Here is a 19406-nt window from a genome sequence, read left to right on the forward strand (position 1 = left end):
AGAGGGTTCTAACCTGTCAAGTGATTCAAAGGGGTTAGGTAGTGATCGAGACGATGGCGGACGAAGAGGTGCTGCTGGACGTGCTCAACAGCACCCCGGTCGTCGACGGCGTCCAGCGGGACCTTCTGGCCGATCCGGCTGAAGCGCGCGCATGGCTGCGGCAGCGCGGAGGCGAGGGGTCGCCGCAGGAGCGCACCGCCGTACGGCACGTCAGGGACGCGTTGCAGGGGGTGGTTCGCGGCGAACTGCCGCCGAGCGCGCTGGGGCCGTTTCTCGACGACGTCGCCTACCGCCCGGCCATGTCGGAGCAGGGCATGGAATGGTCGCTTGACACGCCCCCGGGGCGGGCGATGGGCGTCAGGGTCATTCTGGCCTGGGACGCGCTGGAGAAGGCGAGGCCCGGACGGCTGAGGCCCTGTGCGAACAGCGAGTGCAGGCTGTTCCTCATCGATCGCAGCAAGACCAACAAGGCCCGCTGGTGCTCCATGGCCGCGTGCGGCAACCGGATGAAGGCCCGGCGGCACTATGAGCGGACGCAGCAGGCGCAGGCCGGCTGAGGCGGCTTCAGATCTCGGTGGCCGGCAACCCGCGTGCGTGCAGGTCCGCCACGAACCGCCGGGCGAGGCTGTCCGCCGGTGCCGCCATGATCGCGATCACGTCGCGCCGGACGGGCGGATCCATGGGGCGGACCACGCCGTACGGGGCGGCGATCAGGGCGGAGGCCGGCACGATGGTGACGCCCATCCCGGCTCCCGCGAGTTGGGCCGCCGTCCGCGGACTGCGGGTGCGCAGCACCGGAGCGAGTGTCACCTGGTGCCTTGCGGCGAACTGATCGATCCACACCGCCATCCCGTTGTCCCGGTCGTAGTGGACGAAAGGCTCGGTGGCGAGATCCGCGACGGCGACCGATGGCCGGGCCGCGAAGGGGTGATCCTCGGGTGCCACCACGACCATCTCCTCCTGGCCCAGCACCTCGACATGGGCGGAGGTGCTGGTGGGGCGCGGCCCGATCACGAGATCCGCCTCCCCCGCCATGAGGTGGTCCACCATGCGATCGGCGCTGGTGAACTCCATCAGGTCCAGCCGTACGCCGGGGCGCTCCGAACACCAGTGGCGCAACACCGGGACGAGCAGCCAGACGGTCATCGTCTCGGCGCAGGCGATTCTCAGCCGGCCTGCGAACCCCGCGCCGACCTCGTGGCCCACCCGTACGGCTCGCTCCGCCGCCTGGAGCGCGACACGGGCCTCGGCTGCCGTGGCGTGACCGGCGGCGGTGACCCGGACTCCGCGCGCCAGGCGTTCCACGACCTGCGTCCCCAGTTCTCGTTCCAAGGCCGCGATCTGATGGGAGAGCGCGGGCTGGGACATGTGCAGCGTGGCGGCGGCCTTGGTCACCGATCCGGTGTCCACCAAGGCCACAAGACACTCCAGCGCACGAAGTGTGGCCATTCGCAAAAACTATTCTATTCCCCCAAAAGTTTCATAATCCGACAGAAGCCAGGTCAGGAGGGCAGTGGTTAGGGTTGGAGTCATACGACGGAGGAGGGCCGCACCGTTTCCGTGATCGGCCGCGCGGTGCCATGGCGAGGATCATGATGGCGAAGCTGTTGTCGGTGAACGTCGGGATGCCGAAGGACGTGTCCTGGCAGGGCAGGACCGTGCACACCGGCGTCTGGAAGCACGCGGTCACCGGCCCGCGAATGGCCAGACGGCTCAACATCGACGGCGACGGCCAGGGCGACCTGCAAGGGCACGGTGGCGAGCAGCGGGCCGTGCTCGTCTACCAGATCCAGTCCTACGCCTACTGGCAGGACTACTTCGGCCGGTCCGACTTCCAGTACGGCCAGTTCGGGGAGAACTTCACCGTCGACGGACTGCCCGACGACGACGTGTGCATCGGCGACCGCTACCGCATCGGCGAGGCGGAGTTCGAGGTCACGCAACCCCGGGTCACCTGCTACCGGGTCGGCATGCGGCTCGGCGAACCCGAACTCCCCGCCCTCCTCGTCTCCCACCACCGCCCCGGCTTCTACCTCCGCGTCATCACCGAGGGCGAGGTGCAGGCGGGCGACGCCATCGTCAAGACCAGGACCGGCCCCGGAGCGCTCAGCGTCGCCGACACCGACGCCCTGCTCTACCTCCCGGGTCAGGACCCTGACAAACTCCGCAGAGCGCTCGCCATTCCCGCCCTCAGCCCCGGCTGGCGGCGGTCCTTCCAGGACATGGCCACCGGTCGTACGGCGACGCCGCGCCCCGAAGGGTGGAACGGCTTCCGCCCGATGCGAGTGACCAGGATCGTGCACGAGACCCCGTCGGTGCTGTCGGTCCACCTCGAAGCCTGCGACGGGGGCGTGCTGCCGGTCGCGGAGGCCGGGCAGTACCTCACGCTCCGGGTCGGCGGAGCAGGCGACCCGGCACCCGTGCGCAGCTATTCCCTCTCCTCACCGCCCGGCGCGCCCGCCTACCGGGTGAGCGTGAAACGCGAGGAATTCGGCCTGGTCAGCCGCTACCTCCACGCCAACCTGCGGACCGGCGCCGTGCTGGAAGCAGCAGCGCCGCGAGGCGACTTCGTCCTCGCCCCCGGCGGCGGGCCCGTGCTCCTCGTGTCGGCCGGCATCGGCGCGACACCGGTCATGGCGATGCTGCACCGGTTCGCCGCCGAGCCCACCGCGCGGCCCGTCTGGTGGATCCACACCGCACGCACACCCGCCGAGCACCCGTTCGCCCACGAGGCGCACACCCTGCTGACCTCTCTCCCCCACGCGCACGAGCACGTCTTCTATACAGCGGACTCCCACAACGCCACCGGCCGCACGGAGTCCGGCGACGTCGGCCCGGTGATCCACCACGGCCGGCCCACCTTGGACGGCCTGGCGGCGCTCGGCCTGCCTGCCGACGCCACCGCCTACCTGTGCGGCCCGGCGTCCTTCATGACCGCCATGCGCGACATGCTCGACACGATCGGCCTGGCCGACGACCACATCCACACCGAACTGTTCGGCGCGCTCGCCGCCATCACCCCGGGCATCTCGCCCCGGCCCGCCGTACCGCCGCACCAGCCGCCGGGCGAACCCGGCGCCGGGCCGCTGATCACCTTCGCCCGCAGCGGCCTGTCGGTCCGCTGGTCGCCCCGGCACCGGTCCGTGCTCGACCTCGCCGACGCCTGCGACGTTCCGACCCGCTGGTCCTGCCGTACCGGCGTCTGCCACACCTGCACCACGCCGCTCCTCGCCGGAGACGTGGACTACTCCCCCGACCCGCTGGAACCCCCCACCGCCGGAGACGTCCTGATCTGCTGCGCCAGGCCGCGAGACGACCTGGTGCTGGACCTTTGACGTCTGGGGAGCCGCCATGCGTGCCATCGTGATCGAGAGGTTCGGCGGGCCGGAGTGCCTGGTGTACCGGGAACTGCCGCAACCCGAGCCCATGGTGGGCCACGTCGTCATCGAGGTGAAGGCGTTCGGCCTCAACCATGCCGAACTGCACATGCGCAGGGGCGAATGGGCCGAGGCCGCACCGGTGAGCGGCATCGAGTGCGTCGGCCTCGTCCACGCCTGCCCCGGCGGCGAGTTTCCCGTCGGAGCCAAGGTGGCCGCGCTGATGGGCGGCCTCGGGCGCACGATCAACGGCAGTTACGCCGAGTACACCCGGGCGCCCGCGACGAATGTGGCACTCATCGAATCCGACCTGCCGTGGGCGGATCTGGCCGCGATCCCTGAGACGTACGCCACCGCGTGGACCTGCCTGTTCCGCAACCTCGAGATCACTCGAGACCAGATCCTCCTCATCCGGGGCGCGACCTCCTCCTTCGGACGGGCCGCGATCGACCTCGCCGTGGACGCCGGCGTCCGCGTGATCGCCACCACCCGCGACCCCGGTCGTTTCCCGCTGCTGCGAAAGCTCGGCGCGGAACGCGGCGAAGTGGAGGCGCCTGATCTTTCCCGGCGGATTCCCGAAGCCAAGCGGCTGGACGCCGTGCTCGACCTGGTGGGCAACAGCACCATCCTGGACTCCCTGGCGATGCTCCGCCGAGGCGGGCGAGCCTGCCTGGCCGGGTGGCTGGGCGGCCTCGACCCGATCCCCGACTTCAACCCGCTCGCGCAGATGGCCAGCGGCGTCTGCCTCACCTTCTTCGCCAGCTTCGTCTTCGGCACGCCCGGCTTCCCGCTGTCCGACGTGCCGCTCCAGGCCATCGCCGACAAAGTGGCGGCCGGCCGCCTGCGGGCGAAGCCGTCGCGTGTCTTCGGCTTCGACGAGATCAGACAGGCGCATCGCGTGATGGAAGCCGGGGAGGCCGGCGGCAAGATGGTGATCGTCCACGGCTGATCCGCAGGTTCGGGGCGGCCGCGTGATTCACGAAGGGCGAAAGCCTCGCTCCTGCATCACCCAGGTGTTTCCGTCGGGATCGGCGAAATCCACGAAGCTCGCGTAATCGCTGCGCTGCGGATCGATGCCGTCCTCCCACCCGCCCTGCCAATGGTTCTTCGCGGCCTTGTGCCGCACCGCGCCGACCTCGACACCGCGCTGCGACAGTTCACGCCGGGCCGCCTCGACATCGGTGACCATCAGGTGCAACCCGCGCACCGACCCGGGCGGGGCATCGGTGAGACCTACGCCGATCTGCACCGAGCAGGCCGAACCCGGAGGGGTCAACTGCACGACCCGGAAGTCGTCGTTCGGCCGGTAATCGACGTCGAGCGTGAATGCAAGCTGCTCCGTATAGAACGCCAGAGATCGGTCGACGTCGCTCACGGGCAGAAGGATCACTTCGATTTTAAAGTCCACCGTCTCATCTTCTTGCCGCATTGCGTTTGCCCGCCACCTGGAGGGGCGGCCATCCGCATTCTTTTTTTCGATGGTCACATCAGAAAAATCCGATCCCAATGAGCACTGTGACCGAGGTCACCGGGATGACGTTCTCGACGGCGGAAATTTTCAAGCAACCGCGAGACATTCGGATTTTTTGTCCTCACGGCAGAAAACTCGCATCTCTCGTTGGCCTGTCCGACCGAAATCCGCTTTTAGGCTTCGGTCTCGAAGAAATCGCTTATGCGGGCCGGTGGTCTGCGGGGGCGGGAAGGAGCGCAGTGATGGGGTTGTCATGGCAGCAAGGGCCGCTCGCGACCAGGTCGATCGGGCGGTTCCTCATCGAACAGCCGCTTCCGGAGCGGCTGCTGTTCGCGGAGCCGTTACGCCGGCGTATGCGCGTGCAGCTCGGTGGTGAATGGGTCGCGGACAGCGAGGACGTCGTCCTGCTGCACGAGCCGGGCCGCTACCCCGTGGCCTACTTCCCGGTCGGGGACGTGAAGGCCGATGTGTTGCAAAAGACGGATCGTGTCACGCAGCATCGCGATCTCGGCACCACGGCGTGGTTCACGGTCACGGTCGCGGACCGCAGCGCCGAGCGGGCGGCGTGGCAACACGTCGAGCTGCCCGATCACGCCGGCGAACTGCGGGATCGGGTGGCTTTCGCGTGGCGCGGGATGGACGCCTTCTACGAAGAAGACGAGCGCATCGTCGGCCACGCCGCGGACCCGTACCACCGCAATGACATCCGGTCGACGTCGCGGCATCTCGTGGTCCGCGACGGCGAGCGCGTGATCGCGGACACGCGGAGGCCGGTAGTGCTTTACGAGTCGGGGTTCGCGCCTCGCTGGTACGTGCCGCGGGAGGACGTCGACGAAACGGCGTTGACGCCCGTGGAGGGACAGACCTTCTGCCCGTACAAGGGGCTGGCCAGTTACTACGACATCGGCGGCCACGCGCGTGCCGCCTGGTCCTATCTGGAGGCCTGGCCGGAGGTGGACCGTGTCCGTGGGCTGGTGTCCTTCGAGCCGGACAAGATCGAGGTGCATCTCGACGGACGGCGGCTCGAGCTCGCACCCGGCCAGACGGTCGTCCCGCACGGCATCGACCGCGGCCTGGATCCCTCGGAGATCCTCAAGCGATCGTGAGACATCCCGGTTCTCTGGCCTCACGGCAGGAAAGCCGGCGTCGCTTTCAGGCGCCGATCCCGAAGAAACGTCAAGGAGAAAAGTCATGTCCTCTTCCCTCCAGGGACGCAGGGTCCTCGTCGTGGGCCGCGGAAGCGGCATCGCCCGTGCCGTCACCCTCGCTGTCCGCGCCGCGGGCGCGACGGTGATCGTGGCCGGTAGGGACGCCGGGAAGCTGGCTGGGGCGTACGAGGATCCCGGCATCGAGGCCGAGGCCGTCGACCTGACCGACGAGGCGAGCGTCGAGGCGCTCGCCGACCGGCTCGGCCAGGTCGACCACATCGTGTCCACCGCATCGGCACGGGCCCGAGGGCAGGTCGCGGACCTCAAGCACGACACGGTGTTGCTGTCGTTCAGCACCAAGGTGCTCGGCCCGATCCTGCTCGCGAAGCACTTCGCACCGCGCATGCCACAGGACGGCTCGTTCGTGATCTTCTCCGGGTCGTCGGCGCACAAGCCCGCGATCGGCATGCTCGCCGTCGCCGCCACCAACGGCGCCGTCGACGTCGTCACCCGATCCCTGGCGGTGGAACTCGCGCCGATCCGGGTCAACGCCGTCTCTCCGGGCACGATCGACACCGGTGCCTACGACGCGCTCGGCGAGGAGAAGAAGGCCGCGCTGTTCGAGCAGCGCAGGCAGACGAACCCGGTGCGCCGTGTCGGCACGGCGGACGACATCGCGGAGGCCGTGCTCTTCGCGCTGACCAACACCTTCATGACCGGTGTGTCGCTCGCCGTCGACGGGGGCGAACCGCTCGTCTGAGGACGGCATGTGAACGAATCGAATCTGCCCTGCGGGCTTGACCATGACGCTGCGTCAACCCTCCATGCTGGCTGTCATGAGCATCCCCCCGACAACCAATCAGGCCCAGGGGCCGGCGATCCACGTGCAGGGCCTGGAGAAGTCGTACAAGGACCTGCGGGTGCTGCGCGGCGTGGACTTCGACGTGGCGCGGGGCGGCATCTTCGCCCTGCTCGGCTCGAACGGGGCGGGCAAGACCACGGTGGTGAAGATCCTTTCCACGCTGCTCAAGGCCGACGCGGGTACGGCCGGCGTCAACGGCTTCGACGTCGCTACACAGGCCGCCGACGTGCGAGAGTCCATCAGCCTCACCGGGCAGTTCGCGGCGGTCGACGAGATCCTCAGCGGGCGGGAGAACCTCGTGCTGGTCGCCCGACTGCGACACCTCAAGGATCCGGGCGCGATCGCGGATGATCTGCTCGAGCGTTTCTCGCTGACCGAGGCGGGCGCGCGGAGAGTAGCAACGTATTCGGGGGGCATGCGCCGCCGTCTCGACATCGCGATGAGCCTCATCGGGAATCCGCCGGTCATCTTCCTCGATGAGCCGACGACCGGGCTCGACCCCCAGGCGCGCATCGAGGTGTGGCAGGCCGTCAAGGAACTCGCCGACCGGGGTACGACGGTGCTGCTCACGACGCAGTATCTGGACGAGGCCGAACAACTCGCCGACCGGATCGCGATCCTCCACCAGGGTCGGATCATCGTCAACGGCACCCTCGCCGAGCTCAAGCAACTGCTCCCGCCCGCCAAGGTCGAATACGTCGAGAAGCAGCCGACCCTCGAGGACGTCTTCCTCACGCTCGTCGGTGCCGGCGGCAAGAACGGCGACGCCTACAAGGGCAGCCAAGACCACAAGACCAGGTCGAACAAGAAGTAAGGAACGACAATGGCCACGCATTTCTTGGGCGACACCGCCGTCCTGTTAGGACGATCCCTGCGCCACATCACGCGCAGCGTGGACACCATCATCACGACCACGATCACGCCGATCGCCATGATGCTGTTATTCGTCTACGTGTTCGGCGGCGCGATCGACACCGGGTCGGTCTCGTATGTGAACTACATGCTTCCCGGCATTCTGCTCATCACGATTGCTTCGGGCATCGCCTACACCGCACTCCGGCTCTTCCTGGATATGAAGGGCGGCATCTTCGAGCGGTTCCAGTCCATGCCGATCGCACGGTCGTCCGTGCTGTGGGCGCACGTGCTGACCTCGCTGGTCGCCAATGTGATCTCGCTGGTGGTCGTCGTCGGCGTCGCCTTGCTTATGGGCTTCCGCTCGGGGGCGGGAGTATCGGCGTGGCTCGCGGTCGCCGGCATTCTCATCCTGTTCACCCTGGCGTTGACATGGATCGCCGTCATCCCCGGCCTCACCGCGAAGAGCGTGGACGGCGCAGGCGCGTTCTCCTACCCGCTCATCTTCCTGCCGTTCATCAGCTCGGCATTCGTGCCCACCGACACCATGCCCGGCCCAGTGCGCGCCTTCGCCGACAACCAGCCGGTGACCTCCATCGTCAACACGATCCGCGCCCTGTTCACCCGGCAGCCGATCGGCACCGACATTTGGACCGCGCTCGCCTGGTGCGCCGGCATCCTCATCGTCGCCTACATCTTCGCCAACATCTCCTACCGCCGCAGGATCTCTTGAGCCGGGGTCGACCGGACAGCGCGAGTTGAGGGCAGGATCAGAGCATGCTGACGATCGGTCAACTGGCGGCGTATGCCGGCGTCACGGTGCGGGCAGTGCGGCACTATCACCAGGTCGGACTGCTGCCCGAGCCGGAGCGGGATGCCTCGGGTTACCGGCGGTACGGCGCGAGGGCAGTCGTGTCCCTCATCAAGATCCGCACCCTCGCCAACGCCGGCGTGCCGCTGTCTCAGATCGGTCAGATGCTCGAAGCCGACGCATCGACCTTTGCCGAAGCGGTCCAAAGGATCGACAGCCACCTGCGCGACGAGATCGAACGGCTTGAGACCAGCCGCAAGCAGATCGCGCAGCTCGCTGCCGGGGACAGTCTGGCTCTCCCGCCGGAGGTGATCCCCTATCTCGATCGGCTTCGGGAGATCGGGGCGTCGGAGCGGATGGTGGAGGGTGAGCGGGACGGGTGGATCCTGGTCGCGGCTCGCTGGCCCGATCACATCCGCGAGGTCATGCCCTGGAAACTCGCGCAGCTCGACGACCCGCAAATGGTTCGGCTCTATCGGGTTCTGTCGGAGCTCCTGGAAAGCGACGCGGGCGACGACGACCCGCGTGTGGAGGAAGCCGTCGACATCATGGTGAGGCTGTCCGAGCAGGCGTACACCTCCGGCGAGATGGACCGCGGCAAGGTGGTGCGTGACGATCTGGCGTTCGACCTTCTGGACGCACTTACCGTCGAGTCCGACCCGCGGGCGGAGCGGCTGCTGGACATGGTGCGCGAGCGTGGCTGGACCCGTTGGACCCGGCTGGCGGAGCCGCCCGACTAACCTCCGGACGTCGTTTCACCACCTGGATGTCGACTACTCATGTCGGCAGGAGGCTCAAGTGCCCCCCTTGGACGGCCGTCGCCTGGAGCACTAGTTGAGGATGTCGATGACGGGGACGTCGGAGTAGCGCGCCTGGAGGAATTCGGGACGGGCGGTCAAGATGGGCCAGCCGCGCAGGTCATAGAAGGCGACCGCATGAGCCAGAGACAGGTCGCCGATGGTCGTGCCCTTCAGCAGCCGATAACTGACCAGAAGCGCCTGCTGCGAGGTGAGCGCCGATTCCTCCGCTCGTACGACGAAGTCTGCTCCGAGTATCTGTGTGATCAGCCAGCGTTCCTCATCTGTTCTGGCCTGAGAGAACGCCTCCGCTACGCAGACGGAGGGGATCAACAGGGGGGTCGCCGTCTCCTTGATCTCCCCGAGTCGCATGAAGGCCGCGGGTTCCTGCCGAGCGCATGCCTCCAAGGCGCTGGTATCCATGATCAGTCCAGAGACGGCGTCCACTAGGCGTCGCCCTCCGTGTTGCGATCACGCAGCGCCTTTCCGGCGGCGAGAGCGGCACGGAAGTCGGCGCCGTTGTCGTAGATGCGCTGATGCTCGTCGGGGTCGGCTACCTTGAGCGCCTCGATTTTCGCCTCGAGCAGCGCGGTTACCTGCGCTGTCCTGCTGAGCTTGTATTCCGCCGCTTCGGCCAGGAACGCCGAGACCGACGACGCCTGGCCCGCCTCCAACAGCTCGCGGATCTTCGCCACGAGCTCGCTGGGGAGGCTGACGGAGAGCTTCTCTGTCGTTCCCACGCCGCGATGCTACTCGGGTAGCACCGGATGATCAATCGTCGTCGACACTTCGGATGGAGCCCCGGATGAGTTCGGCCGCTCGTTCAGGCGATGGCGTAGACCGTCGCGTTGGTGTTGGCCGAGGGGATGGAGGGGATCACGGAGGCGTCTGCCACACGGAGGCCCTGGACCCCGTTCTGGCGGGCGTATCGGGAGACGACTTCACCGGAGGAAGTCGAGGACGTCCTTGCCGAACTCGTCGGGGTGCTGGAACAGGACACCGTGACCGGCGTCGGTGTAGAAGATCACTTTCGCGTCGGGGAGACGCTGGGACATGGCAAAGGTGGCGAAGGCGTTGATCATGACGTCGTGTGCGCCGTTGACCGCCAGTACGGGCGTGGTGATCTCCGGCAGCCGGTCGTAGAAGCCGGTGAAGGTTCCGATCGCGGTCATCTGGGCCTTGACGGCCTCAGGCGACACCTCGGCATGGGATTTCAGCAGGCGCTGATCCGTCCGGCACAGTGAAGCCAGGCCGAGTTCGCGGCCCTCATCGGTTTCCGGGAAGAACAAGTACAGGAAGTCCTCGTCGTCGTTGACGGGTTTGCCTGCGACCTGCCAGACCTTGTCCGGCGAGGCAGGCTGACCGGGCACTTTGCCGCCGGGACCACTGCCCACCACCACCAGACGCCGGACCAGATCGGGCCGTGAAAGCGCGACCGCCTGGGCGACGTACCCTCCCATGGACCATCCCAGCAGATCCACCCGGGTCAGTCCCAGGGCTTCGATGAACTCGATCGCTCCCTCGCCGAAGCCTGCGACCGAGTCAGGTGTGGTGCCACCAGAGAACCCGATGCCGCGATTGTCGAACACGATGACGTCGCGTTCACGTGCCAACACATCGAGCACGGCCGGATCCCAGTGGTCGATGGTGCCACGAAACCGCATGAACAAGACGAGCGGCACATCGCCGCGCGGACCGAACCGGCGGAAGGCGAATCGGGTGCCGTTGATTTCCACGTGCTCGGTCTCGGTTGCGTCGGCCAGATAGTCGACCGGCATCTTCTTCCCCTCCACACCGGGGCGTCGGCCGGAGGCCGGACGGACGACTCGACGGCCGGGCCGCCAGCCGATGTCCCCACTGCTCCACCGACACCACAAGAACCATGTTTACCTGCTAAGTCTGTTGAGCAGACTGACAGCTCTGGTGTGTCCTGTCAACCGCGCGTGACTCAGCCACGCCTTCAGGCCGAACCGCAGCGCCTTGCCGAGACCCCGAACTCAACTGGAGGCCACACCATCGATGTGGTGGTAAGTTCGAATTTCGAACCAACCGCCCCGAGAGGACTCCGTCATGAACACGGCTCGCGGCCGCGAATGCTCGCTGGCCAACGCGCTTGCCGTTGTCGGTGAGCGGTGGAGCATGCTCGTGCTCCGCGAGGTCATGCTCGGCCAGCGGCGCTACGACCAGATCCTGGCCAACACCGGTGCCAACCGGGACACTCTGGCCAGCCGGCTCCGCACTCTCGTCGATGCCGGAATCCTGGAGCGTCAGCAGTACGAGCAGCACCCGCCCCGGTACGAATACGTGGCCACCGAGGCCGGCCTCGCGCTTCAACCGATCCTGATGAGCCTCATGGAGTGGGGCAACCAGTACGCCACTTCGGGGCCGCCCCCCACGGTCTTCACCCACAGTTGCGGCGCCGAACTGCATCCGCGCACCGTGTGCGACCACTGCGGGGAAACGCTCGAACCCGGCAACGCCCGGATAGAACGACTGGGCGCCGTGCGCTGAAGGCCGCGTCACACGAGCGGGTTCGACCGCGGCGCCCTACATGACGGGGCTGTCAGGCGCGAGGCATGGCAGGGGCGTTCCAACTGGCGAGAATGCTGAGCTTCTCCTCCGACGGTGAACCGCGGTCGGGGGTGTAGATGGTGACGACCTGGCCGTCGTCGCGGGGAAGTGCCAGGGTTTCGTAGCGCAGAACCACCTCGCCCACGACCTCGTGGAAGAACAGGATTGACGTCCGTACGAGGAAGTCGATCCTGGGTGCGATGCACCCACCTTGTTTTACTCGTACGCGGCCTAATTTGGCTCTATGACGCAAGGCCCGCTCGCGGATTTCCTCCGAGCTCGGCGAATAGCGACAACCGTCGATCAAGTCGGTCTGTCCGCGGGCGGACGACGCCGCACCAGTGGGCTCCGCCGCGAAGAAGTGGCCATGCTGGCCGGCGTCAGCACCGACTACTACGTCCGCCTCGAACAGGGCCGGGAACGGAATCCATCGGATCAAGTGATCGAGGCCCTGGCGCGGGTCTTCTGCCTCGACACGGACGCCACCGTCTACCTCCACGAGCTCGTACATCCCCGAGAGGGCGGGAGAACGTTCACTGACCGGGACGACCATGTCGACCCGAACGTGGTCCGCCTGATGGAGCAATGGACAGCCGCGGTGGCTTTCGTGGTGAACCACCGCTTGGACATCCTGGCCGGTAACCGGCTGGGCACCGCCTTGTGGGATGGGTACGAGCACTCCCCCAACCTGTTGCGGTTCGCCTTCCTCAATCCGGAGTCGCGTGAGTTCTATCTGGAATGGGAGGAGGACGCCGTATCCATGGTGGCCCATCTACGCGCCATGACGGTCGGGGTCCGCAACGACCCGCTTCTGAGCGGTCTGATCGAGGAGCTTTCCAGCAACAGCGCGGACTTCCGCAGGTTGTGGGCGCGCCACGACGTGCTCGTCAAGAAGCAGGAACGCAAGCACCTGCACCATCGGGTCGTCGGTGATCTGCACCTTTGGCACGAGACGTTCGCCATCGGCAACGCCCCCGGTCAGCTCCTTTTCGTCGCGCAGGCTGAGCCTGGCAGCCCGTCGGAGAGCGCCCTCGGTGCGCTGGCCATGAACGTCGGCAACAGCGAAGCGAGACCCGCGCCCCGATGTTGACGGTCTTCAGACCTTCGCTTCAGCCGTGTGGCTCCAGTACGCCTTCCAGCGCCGCCGCGCTCACCCCTCCCGGCGGTAGGTACGCCGCACCCGCCACGCGGTGGCCGGCGACCACCACGAACCGCACCCCGGCGTCCTTGCCGGTCTTGGGGGCGGTCGCCACCGCAGCTGCCGCCTCGTCGCCATCCGCCACGACCGTACGGCAGTGCAAGCCGACCAGGGTGCCGACGTACGCCGCCGGATCCGCCTTCGGTGGAAGGGCGAAACGCTGCACGATCAGCTTCCCGCCCGACCTTTGGGCCATATCCTGCAACGCCGTCCAAGCGGGGCTATGGACGCCCGCGGACGAGCCCAGCAGGCAGGCCCGGTCGGCAGCGGCGACATGGGAAACAGGTTCTGGAGGAGACCCGCCCCCGGCGAACAGCAGCCACCCGCCGACCGCCAGACCCACGACGCCGACACCTCCACCGCCGACGAGTGCGATCTTCCTTCTGCGGCTCACGGCCACGACCCCCAGGCGATGTCGACCGCGCTCTCCTGCATGTTGTGCCCGACCACAATGCCGTGCCGGGCGCGGGCCGCGCCGATCGCCGGGTCCTCCACCGTCACGGCAAGGCGCCAATCGTCCTCGTGGCTCATGGCCTGCACCATCTCGCGCCACGACATCCCAGTGTCGTTCAACGCCGCCGACAGCCGAATGTCGAGGACGACCAACCCGTTCACGTGGTCGACCTCCGGGACCAAACCAGTGCAGTGCAGCACACTCCCGGGCGGCCCCTCGATGTACACCGTCGCCCGAACCGGGCCGCTCGGCTCCACATCCAGCGTCGCCGACACGCGCAGATCGTCACCGTCCAGCCCGAACCCCTCCACCGTCAACCTGGCAACCGGAGGAAGGCCTCCGCCATACCCCGGTCCGGCTATCCAGGTGACCTCGCCCTGCTCAGCCCGCTCTCGCTCCCGCTCCTCCCAGAAATCATCCAAATACGCCCAGGGATCCTGCCCGGCAGCCTGCAAGGCCCCTTCCTCCTGATCGGACAGGAACCGGGAATGCGGATATCCGACGATCCCCGGCAGATTGGTCGGGCGTTCCAGCCGATCTCCCAGCATCCGGACAAGGAACTCCGCCATCCCGTAAGGGAACTCAAACGCGAAGCGAGGCCGGTAGCCGGCCACCACCACCGGCCACTCGTCCGGGTCCCCACCCGTGACCCGCCACATCAGGTCATAGCCGATCGGGGTGACGCCCCACCTGAGCAGTGATCCCGGTGCCGGCCAGGCCGGAAAGACCACTTCCCCATAAAAAGTGTGGAATTCGCTCTCGACGCCAGGGGCCACGCGGCGCACGGTACGCACCCCGGGTTCACCGGCCCGGTTCTCCGGAGGAGCAACGGCGACAAGGTCGTCGATGCTCCCCTGCCCGTAGATATCCATGAAGTCACGGAAATCCCGGGGAAACGCCGTTCCCCACTCGGCCTGGATGTCGTCCCAGGCCAGGACTTCCACCTCCGCCAATGGGGGCGGCAGGATTTGCGTCAGTTGCCGCACTGCTGGATGCATGTCCATTTCCTTCCTACGCCCTGTCACCGGACTCCGGGTGTCGGCAGGGAGTTCGTACAGGACGTGCACGAGGTGAGGCCGATGTTCACCCAGGCATGCTGCGTCTTGCTGTAGATCACATTGGGCACGACATCTGAATTCCAGCATGTTCGCGGTGGTCATTCGTCCTCGTCACGCCAGTTCCTGTACAGAGGACGAGGAGAGGGAAAGTCCGCGGCGGCGAACGGGCTCGAATACCGCCCGGTGACGATCGCCAGCAGGAATTCCGCCATGCCTCCGTCGAATGATGACCAGGACCTGCCCTGATGGTTCTTCACGGCGACGGACCACTGATCGGGATCGTCGCTCCCGAGTACCCAGAAAGCATCGTCGCCGTCCGGGTCGGACGCCCAGCGAATCAGTTTCTCGGTGCCCGGATAGGGAGGGTACGGGTAGGGGTGGTTCTCGTCCTCCTCTGCCGGTGACTCGAGGTCTTCGAGCAGATCTCCGTAAAACGACTCGCCGGTAGGCGGAGTGGAGATCCCCAGGTAGTCGTCGATGGTCCCGCCCCCATAGACGGATACGAAGTCACGGTAATCCTGTGGGAAACGAAGGCCGCACTGCTCGTACACCGCGTCCCAGTCGGCCATGTCTCCGCGCGCTGGCGGGTGCATGACCTCCCGCAGCCGTTCGACAGCCCATTGCATGTTCATGACGTCGGCACATCCTCTCCTGTGCGGCCATCCACCACCGTGCCGAGATTCTTCCGGCCGGAACGGTGCTCATGAGATCGGGCGCGTAACGGCTCCCGGTATCCAGAGGACTTCTGTCGGCATCCCAGGACGTGGCAGTCATGGCGAATGCCTCGGGAACCACCCGATTTCCGGCGTAGACGGGTACCACGCGGTACAGAACGGTGTCGCCTTCTGCCACCTCGACGAGCTTGCCAGGGCACGCGGAAACGCGGTGGCCTGAGCTTCAGCGAAGCTGGTCGGCATCTTGCCTGACCCGGAAGCCACGCGGGCTGCGGCGCGGCTGTGCAGAAGACGGAAGGGTGCGCCCGTGGCGACTGCTAACCGGGCGTTAACTCGCACTCATGCAATCTTCTGCCATCCTCACGGGCGCGAGGCGCGTGACAGCATCACTGGAGCCGCATCATGCGTGTGTCGGACCTGCTGAAACTCGTGGGGAAGCTATTCCTCGTTTTCGTCGCGTTCGGTCTGATCCTTGTAGGCCTCGGCAGCGGAATGGGTGAAGTCGAACTCGGCATATGGGCGGTACTGCTAATCGCCGCGCTCTATCTGACCTGCGTCCAGCACATACGTCGAGTCCGCTCATAGGTATTCAGCGCATTCTTCTCAACGGCTGAATGCCCGACGGCGTGGGCTCTCGCCGCAGAAGGTGACGATCTAGGATCTGGACATGACTGCTCCCTTGGTTTTCGGGGTCTTCCCGCTGGGGATCGCCGGTGGGCCGGATGGGCTCGCCATAGGGCCGCCGGACGACTTCGAAGCGATCGGGCGTGCGCTCGGCGAACTGCAGGGGGATGGCAAGCCGCTGCTGCCGCGGATGTACGTGGTCTGGTCTGGGCCCGAGTCGACCGCGGCGGTGAGCGCGCAAGTGGCTGAGCTCGCCGGAATCGGTGTTCCGCTGGACTTGGTGCTGTGCTACCGGGATCCCAGTGGTGATGTGGCCGCGTGGGCGTCGTTCGTGTCGCAGGTGGTGGCGCGGCATGGGCGGGAACTCGCCGCGCTCCAGGTCACCGGTGAGCCGAACCTGACCTGGGCCGGAGCCGCCGCGGACGGGGCGTTCCCCGGCGCGCGCGATGCTCTGATGCAAGGGGTGCTGGCCGGCGCGGCCGCCAAACGGGAGGTAGGGGCCGCGGTGGCGATCGGCTTCGCGGTGGTCCCCGACATCGATCCGGCGGCGAGTGGTTTCTGGGCTGAGATCCGGGATTCGGGAGGCGCGGAGTTCGCTGCGGCGGTCGACTATGCGGGCATCGACATCTACCCGGACGTCTTCGGCCCGAGGCTGAGCCCGGCCGAACTGCCGGCCACCGTGGAACAACTGCTTCGCGACTTTCGAGAACGAGACCTGGCCACGGCAGGCATCCCGGCCTCTGTGCCGATCCGGATCTGCGAGAACGGCTGGCCGACCGGCCCGGATCGGCCGGAGGAGCAGCAGGCGGTCGTCTTGGAGAGCATCATCCGCACCGTGCATGCTCTGCGCACCGACCTGAATGTCACGCACTGGGAGCTGTTCACCCTCCGCGACGCCGACAGCTCCAAGGACGACCTGTTCCATCGGTTCGGCATCCTGCGCGACGATTACTCCCCCAAACCCGCGTTCCACACCCTGCGCCGACTGATCTCCGAACTCGGCTGACCTCTTCCCGCCGCGCCCGGTCGAAGCCCGCCGGCTTGCCGCCCGAACACAAAAACCCCACACTTCCCATCGGTAAGGTCTTGATTGTGAGGTAGGCCACTCTTACAGTCAGAAGACAATCCCATTTCACTACGGTTTACCGAGTTTGTGAGGTTGCCATTCCGACTGTTCGGCTTGTGGCGCGGCTACACATCGATCTCTGTCGTCTGCCCGGCTCCCTCTGTCCCTGATCGCGCTCCGAGGAGCGCTCGATCCCCGACCCCTACCCCCCTTCCGTATGCCGTTTCAGGCATGCCATCTTTCGGAGCCTTCCTCATCGTGAAGAGATTCCCTTTCTCTCTGCAGTTGCTGCTGGGCTTGGCCGTGGGAGTGGCCCTCGGCTTCGCCGCCCGCATCTGGGACGTCGCCTGGCTGGCCACGACCCTCACCGAAGTCGGAAGCATCTTCGTCCAACTGCTCAAGCTGGCGGTGCCGCCGCTGGTCTTCACGGCCGTAGTGGTCAGCGTCGCCAACCTCCGCAACGTCACCGGCGCGGCCAGGCTGGCGGGAAAGACGTTGTTCTGGTTCCTGGCCACCGCGCTGATCGCCGTCATCGTCGGCATCGGCCTCGGGCTGATCATCAACCCCGGCCAGGGCGTCACCTTGAGCACGGAGGGCGCGAAGGCGCCCGAGAACGTCGGCACCTGGATCGACTTCCTCACCGGCATCATCCCGACGAACATCGTCACCGCGTTCACCGAGCTCAACGTCCTCCAGATCGTCTTCCTGGGGATCGTCCTCGGCGCGGCGGCCATCGCGATCGGCGAGAAGGCCGAGCCGTTCCTCACCTTCAGCCGCTCGATCCTCGAACTGGTCCAGAAGGCGCTGTGGTGGGTCATCCGCCTGGCTCCCATCGGGACCGCCGGCCTGATCGGCAAGTCGGTCGCCACGTACGGATGGGACCTGCTCGCGCCGCTGGCCAAGCTCAGCCTCGGCGTCTACATCGGCTGCTTCATCGTGTTGCTGGCCGTCTATCCGACGCTGCTAGCGCTGGTCGGCAAGGTCAACCCGATCATGTTCTTCCGCAACGCGTGGCCCGCGATCGAGTTGGCCTTCGTCTCCCGCTCCTCGGTCGGAACGCTGCCGGTGACCCAGAAGGTCACGATCGAGCGTCTGGGCGTCGACCGCGACTACGCCTCTTTCGCCGTGCCGTTCGGTGCGACCACCAAGATGGACGGCTGCGCCTCGATCTATCCGGCGCTGGCGGCGATCTTCGTGGCGCAGGTGTTCAACGTCCCGCTGGGAGTCGGCGACTATCTGCTGATCGCATTCGTCTCCGTGGTCGGCTCGGCTGCGACGGCCGGTCTGACCGGCGCGATCGTTATGCTCACCCTGACGCTGAGCACGCTGGGCCTGCCGCTCGAAGGCGTCGGCCTGTTGCTGGCCATCGACCCGATCCTCGACATGATCCGCACCGCGACCAACGTCGCGGGACAGATCGTGGTGCCGGTCCTTGTCGCCCGCAGCGAGGGCCGTCTCGACGAGGCGGTGCTCAACGCTCCTCCGCAGCCGCTGGACAAGGCTCCGGTGAGCCCGCCGCGCACCTCGGGCGAACCGGCGATCGCATGACGTTCTCCGCCGAATGAGTAGGCGAGGCGGCCCGCAGGGGCCGCCTCGCCTACTCACGTTCCAGGAGCTGCCTGACCGAGCGGATCAGGCGGTCATGTCGGTCAGCCGGTCGAGCCATTCCATCAGCAGCACGTGCTCGGCCCGTGTGAAGCCGGGCACGGAGTCGTTGTTCGCCAGCTTCTCGCGGAGCGCGACAGCCAGGCTCGGCATGGTCGATGCCGTCGGCAGGTCTTCGTCGGCCAGGATCGCGGACAGCGCCCGCTCGCGGGCGACCTTCAGAAATTCGGGATCCCGTTGGTCGGGCGGAACGGCCAGCTGCCCGCATACGACGCCGAGGCCGCCTGCGCGCACGAGCGCGGTCGCCCGATCGACGCTCATGCGCAACCTGCCCGCCTCGCCGATCCGTGCGATCATCCGGCGGAGCTGAGCGAAAGCCTCCGCGCTGGCCGTCGACATCCTGCCCGACTGCGAGTTGACGAAGGCGAGGACGTAGAACGCCGGCCTCTGCAGGCCGAAGCTGACGTGCAGGTCCCACGCCTCGCGGAGATCCTCAACGGGGTCGTCGGTGACGGCCAGGCCGCCCTTGTCCTTCAGATAGTCGCGCAGGCCGAAGGACGCGACCGCGTCGAGCAGTCCCTCCTTGTCACCGAAGAGCCGGTAGATCGTCGGCCGTTGCACCCCGGCCACCGTGCTGACCGCACGGGTGGTGACCGCGTCCGGTCCGCCCGAAACGAGCAGGTCAGCGGCCGCCCGGACGAGTTCGTCCCGTGTTGTCGAAGGTGCCACCTGCGTCATGAACCAATGTTAACAGGATCACGTTTCCATTGGTTATTACCGTCGGTAGCATCTGGGATGTAACCACTGGAACACGCATAAGGGCCGCAGCCCGACCACA

At 66.8% G+C, this 19406-nt stretch carries 24 protein-coding genes; 13 read left to right on the forward strand and 11 right to left on the reverse strand.

Features of this window, described 5'->3' with window-relative positions; genetic code table 11:
• The first annotated feature begins 41 nt into the window (after window positions 1-41).
• Window positions 42-557: a CGNR zinc finger domain-containing protein gene (locus tag Pth03_RS13435; protein ID WP_239119004.1), complete on the forward strand. Its 516-nt coding sequence runs from the start codon at window positions 42-44 to the stop codon at window positions 555-557.
• 7 nt (window positions 558-564) lie between these two features.
• On the opposite strand, the gene Pth03_RS13440 is transcribed toward Pth03_RS13435, so the two are convergent.
• Window positions 565-1449 carry a LysR family transcriptional regulator gene (locus tag Pth03_RS13440; protein WP_203944562.1) on the reverse strand — a complete coding sequence of 295 codons (885 nt, stop codon included), beginning with the start codon at window positions 1447-1449 and terminating at the stop codon, window positions 565-567.
• 143 nt (window positions 1450-1592) lie between these two features.
• Here Pth03_RS13440 and Pth03_RS13445 point away from each other — a divergent pair, with 143 nt between their 5' ends.
• Window positions 1593-3335: an MOSC and FAD-binding oxidoreductase domain-containing protein gene (locus Pth03_RS13445; protein WP_203944563.1), complete on the forward strand. Its 1743-nt coding sequence runs from the start codon at window positions 1593-1595 to the stop codon at window positions 3333-3335.
• Between the two features lie 16 nt (window positions 3336-3351).
• Complete coding sequence (locus tag Pth03_RS13450; protein ID WP_203944564.1) at window positions 3352-4326, forward strand: zinc-binding alcohol dehydrogenase family protein; 975 nt, start codon at window positions 3352-3354, stop codon at window positions 4324-4326.
• A 27-nt stretch (window positions 4327-4353) separates the two neighbouring features.
• Here the strand turns inward: Pth03_RS13450 and Pth03_RS13455 are convergent, their stop codons facing one another.
• A complete protein-coding gene (locus Pth03_RS13455; RefSeq protein ID WP_239119005.1) occupies window positions 4354-4863 on the reverse strand; it encodes a VOC family protein in 510 nt (169 codons plus the stop codon).
• A 29-nt stretch (window positions 4864-4892) separates the two neighbouring features.
• Here Pth03_RS13455 and Pth03_RS13460 point away from each other — a divergent pair, with 29 nt between their 5' ends.
• The 5 genes from Pth03_RS13460 to Pth03_RS13480 all read left to right on the forward strand — a co-directional run bounded on the left by Pth03_RS13460 (window position 4893) and on the right by Pth03_RS13480 (window position 9261).
• Complete coding sequence (locus tag Pth03_RS13460; protein WP_203944565.1) at window positions 4893-5954, forward strand: DUF427 domain-containing protein; 1062 nt, start codon at window positions 4893-4895, stop codon at window positions 5952-5954.
• An 85-nt stretch (window positions 5955-6039) separates the two neighbouring features.
• The gene (locus tag Pth03_RS13465) at window positions 6040-6756 is read left to right on the forward strand and encodes an SDR family oxidoreductase (protein ID WP_203944566.1); all 717 of its coding nucleotides are present in this window, start codon (window positions 6040-6042) and stop codon (window positions 6754-6756) included.
• A gap of 76 nt (window positions 6757-6832) precedes the next feature.
• Complete coding sequence (locus tag Pth03_RS13470) at window positions 6833-7672, forward strand: ABC transporter ATP-binding protein (protein WP_203944567.1); 840 nt, start codon at window positions 6833-6835, stop codon at window positions 7670-7672.
• Between the two features lie 9 nt (window positions 7673-7681).
• Entirely contained in the window at window positions 7682-8443 is a 762-nt protein-coding gene (locus Pth03_RS13475; protein WP_203944568.1) for an ABC transporter permease, read from the forward strand.
• 44 nt (window positions 8444-8487) lie between these two features.
• A complete protein-coding gene (locus Pth03_RS13480) occupies window positions 8488-9261 on the forward strand; it encodes a MerR family transcriptional regulator (protein ID WP_203944569.1) in 774 nt (257 codons plus the stop codon).
• 90 nt (window positions 9262-9351) lie between these two features.
• Here Pth03_RS13480 and Pth03_RS13485 read toward each other — a convergent pair whose 3' ends face one another.
• The 4 genes from Pth03_RS13485 to Pth03_RS13500 all read right to left on the reverse strand — a co-directional run bounded on the left by Pth03_RS13485 (window position 9352) and on the right by Pth03_RS13500 (window position 11096).
• On the reverse strand, window positions 9352-9741 hold the full coding sequence (locus tag Pth03_RS13485; protein WP_203944570.1) for a hypothetical protein: 390 nt from the start codon (window positions 9739-9741) through the stop codon (window positions 9352-9354).
• Between the two features lie 23 nt (window positions 9742-9764).
• A complete protein-coding gene (locus Pth03_RS13490; RefSeq protein ID WP_203944571.1) occupies window positions 9765-10058 on the reverse strand; it encodes a ribbon-helix-helix domain-containing protein in 294 nt (97 codons plus the stop codon).
• 83 nt (window positions 10059-10141) lie between these two features.
• Window positions 10142-10318, reverse strand: coding sequence for a GMC oxidoreductase (locus tag Pth03_RS13495; protein ID WP_239119006.1), 177 nt, complete (start codon window positions 10316-10318; stop codon window positions 10142-10144).
• The gene (locus tag Pth03_RS13500; protein ID WP_203944572.1) at window positions 10260-11096 is read right to left on the reverse strand and encodes an alpha/beta fold hydrolase; all 837 of its coding nucleotides are present in this window, start codon (window positions 11094-11096) and stop codon (window positions 10260-10262) included. Before Pth03_RS13500 ends, Pth03_RS13495 begins: the two co-directional genes overlap by 59 nt.
• A gap of 292 nt (window positions 11097-11388) precedes the next feature.
• Here Pth03_RS13500 and Pth03_RS13505 point away from each other — a divergent pair, with 292 nt between their 5' ends.
• On the forward strand, window positions 11389-11829 hold the full coding sequence (locus Pth03_RS13505; protein WP_203944573.1) for a winged helix-turn-helix transcriptional regulator: 441 nt from the start codon (window positions 11389-11391) through the stop codon (window positions 11827-11829).
• A 52-nt stretch (window positions 11830-11881) separates the two neighbouring features.
• Here the strand turns inward: Pth03_RS13505 and Pth03_RS13510 are convergent, their stop codons facing one another.
• Window positions 11882-12196: an MmyB family transcriptional regulator gene (locus Pth03_RS13510; RefSeq protein ID WP_239119007.1), complete on the reverse strand. Its 315-nt coding sequence runs from the start codon at window positions 12194-12196 to the stop codon at window positions 11882-11884.
• Between Pth03_RS13510 and Pth03_RS13515 the strand changes: the two genes are divergently transcribed.
• Window positions 12134-12979, forward strand: coding sequence for a helix-turn-helix domain-containing protein (locus Pth03_RS13515; protein WP_203944575.1), 846 nt, complete (start codon window positions 12134-12136; stop codon window positions 12977-12979). The two genes, Pth03_RS13510 and Pth03_RS13515, sit on opposite strands and share 63 nt — an antisense overlap.
• Before the next feature lie 19 nt (window positions 12980-12998).
• On the opposite strand, the gene Pth03_RS13520 is transcribed toward Pth03_RS13515, so the two are convergent.
• From Pth03_RS13520 to Pth03_RS13530, 3 genes are all read right to left on the reverse strand, one after another.
• On the reverse strand, window positions 12999-13481 hold the full coding sequence (locus tag Pth03_RS13520) for a hypothetical protein (protein WP_203944576.1): 483 nt from the start codon (window positions 13479-13481) through the stop codon (window positions 12999-13001).
• Window positions 13478-14539 carry a hypothetical protein gene (locus Pth03_RS13525; protein ID WP_203944577.1) on the reverse strand — a complete coding sequence of 354 codons (1062 nt, stop codon included), beginning with the start codon at window positions 14537-14539 and terminating at the stop codon, window positions 13478-13480. The genes Pth03_RS13520 and Pth03_RS13525 overlap by 4 nt, the downstream gene beginning before the upstream one ends.
• 158 nt (window positions 14540-14697) lie before the next feature.
• Window positions 14698-15168: an SMI1/KNR4 family protein gene (locus tag Pth03_RS13530; protein WP_203944578.1), complete on the reverse strand. Its 471-nt coding sequence runs from the start codon at window positions 15166-15168 to the stop codon at window positions 14698-14700.
• 772 nt (window positions 15169-15940) lie between these two features.
• Here Pth03_RS13530 and Pth03_RS13535 point away from each other — a divergent pair.
• The 3 genes from Pth03_RS13535 (at window position 15941) to Pth03_RS13540 (ending at window position 18511) form a co-directional block, all read left to right on the forward strand.
• Window positions 15941-16903, forward strand: a complete 963-nt coding sequence (locus Pth03_RS13535) for a glycoside hydrolase 5 family protein (protein ID WP_203944579.1) — start codon at window positions 15941-15943, stop codon at window positions 16901-16903.
• Window positions 16904-17061: 158 nt separating this feature from the next.
• Window positions 17062-17133, forward strand: a complete 72-nt coding sequence (locus tag Pth03_RS42495) for a putative leader peptide (RefSeq protein ID WP_373318538.1) — start codon at window positions 17062-17064, stop codon at window positions 17131-17133.
• An 88-nt stretch (window positions 17134-17221) separates the two neighbouring features.
• A complete protein-coding gene (locus Pth03_RS13540; RefSeq protein ID WP_239119008.1) occupies window positions 17222-18511 on the forward strand; it encodes a dicarboxylate/amino acid:cation symporter in 1290 nt (429 codons plus the stop codon).
• Window positions 18512-18595: 84 nt separating this feature from the next.
• On the opposite strand, the gene Pth03_RS13545 is transcribed toward Pth03_RS13540, so the two are convergent.
• A complete protein-coding gene (locus Pth03_RS13545; protein WP_203944581.1) occupies window positions 18596-19306 on the reverse strand; it encodes a TetR/AcrR family transcriptional regulator in 711 nt (236 codons plus the stop codon).
• Window positions 19307-19406: the final 100 nt, after the last annotated feature.

It is taken from the genome of Planotetraspora thailandica, from assembly GCF_016863335.1.
Taxonomy (GTDB): Bacteria; Actinomycetota; Actinomycetes; order Streptosporangiales; family Streptosporangiaceae; genus Planotetraspora; species Planotetraspora thailandica.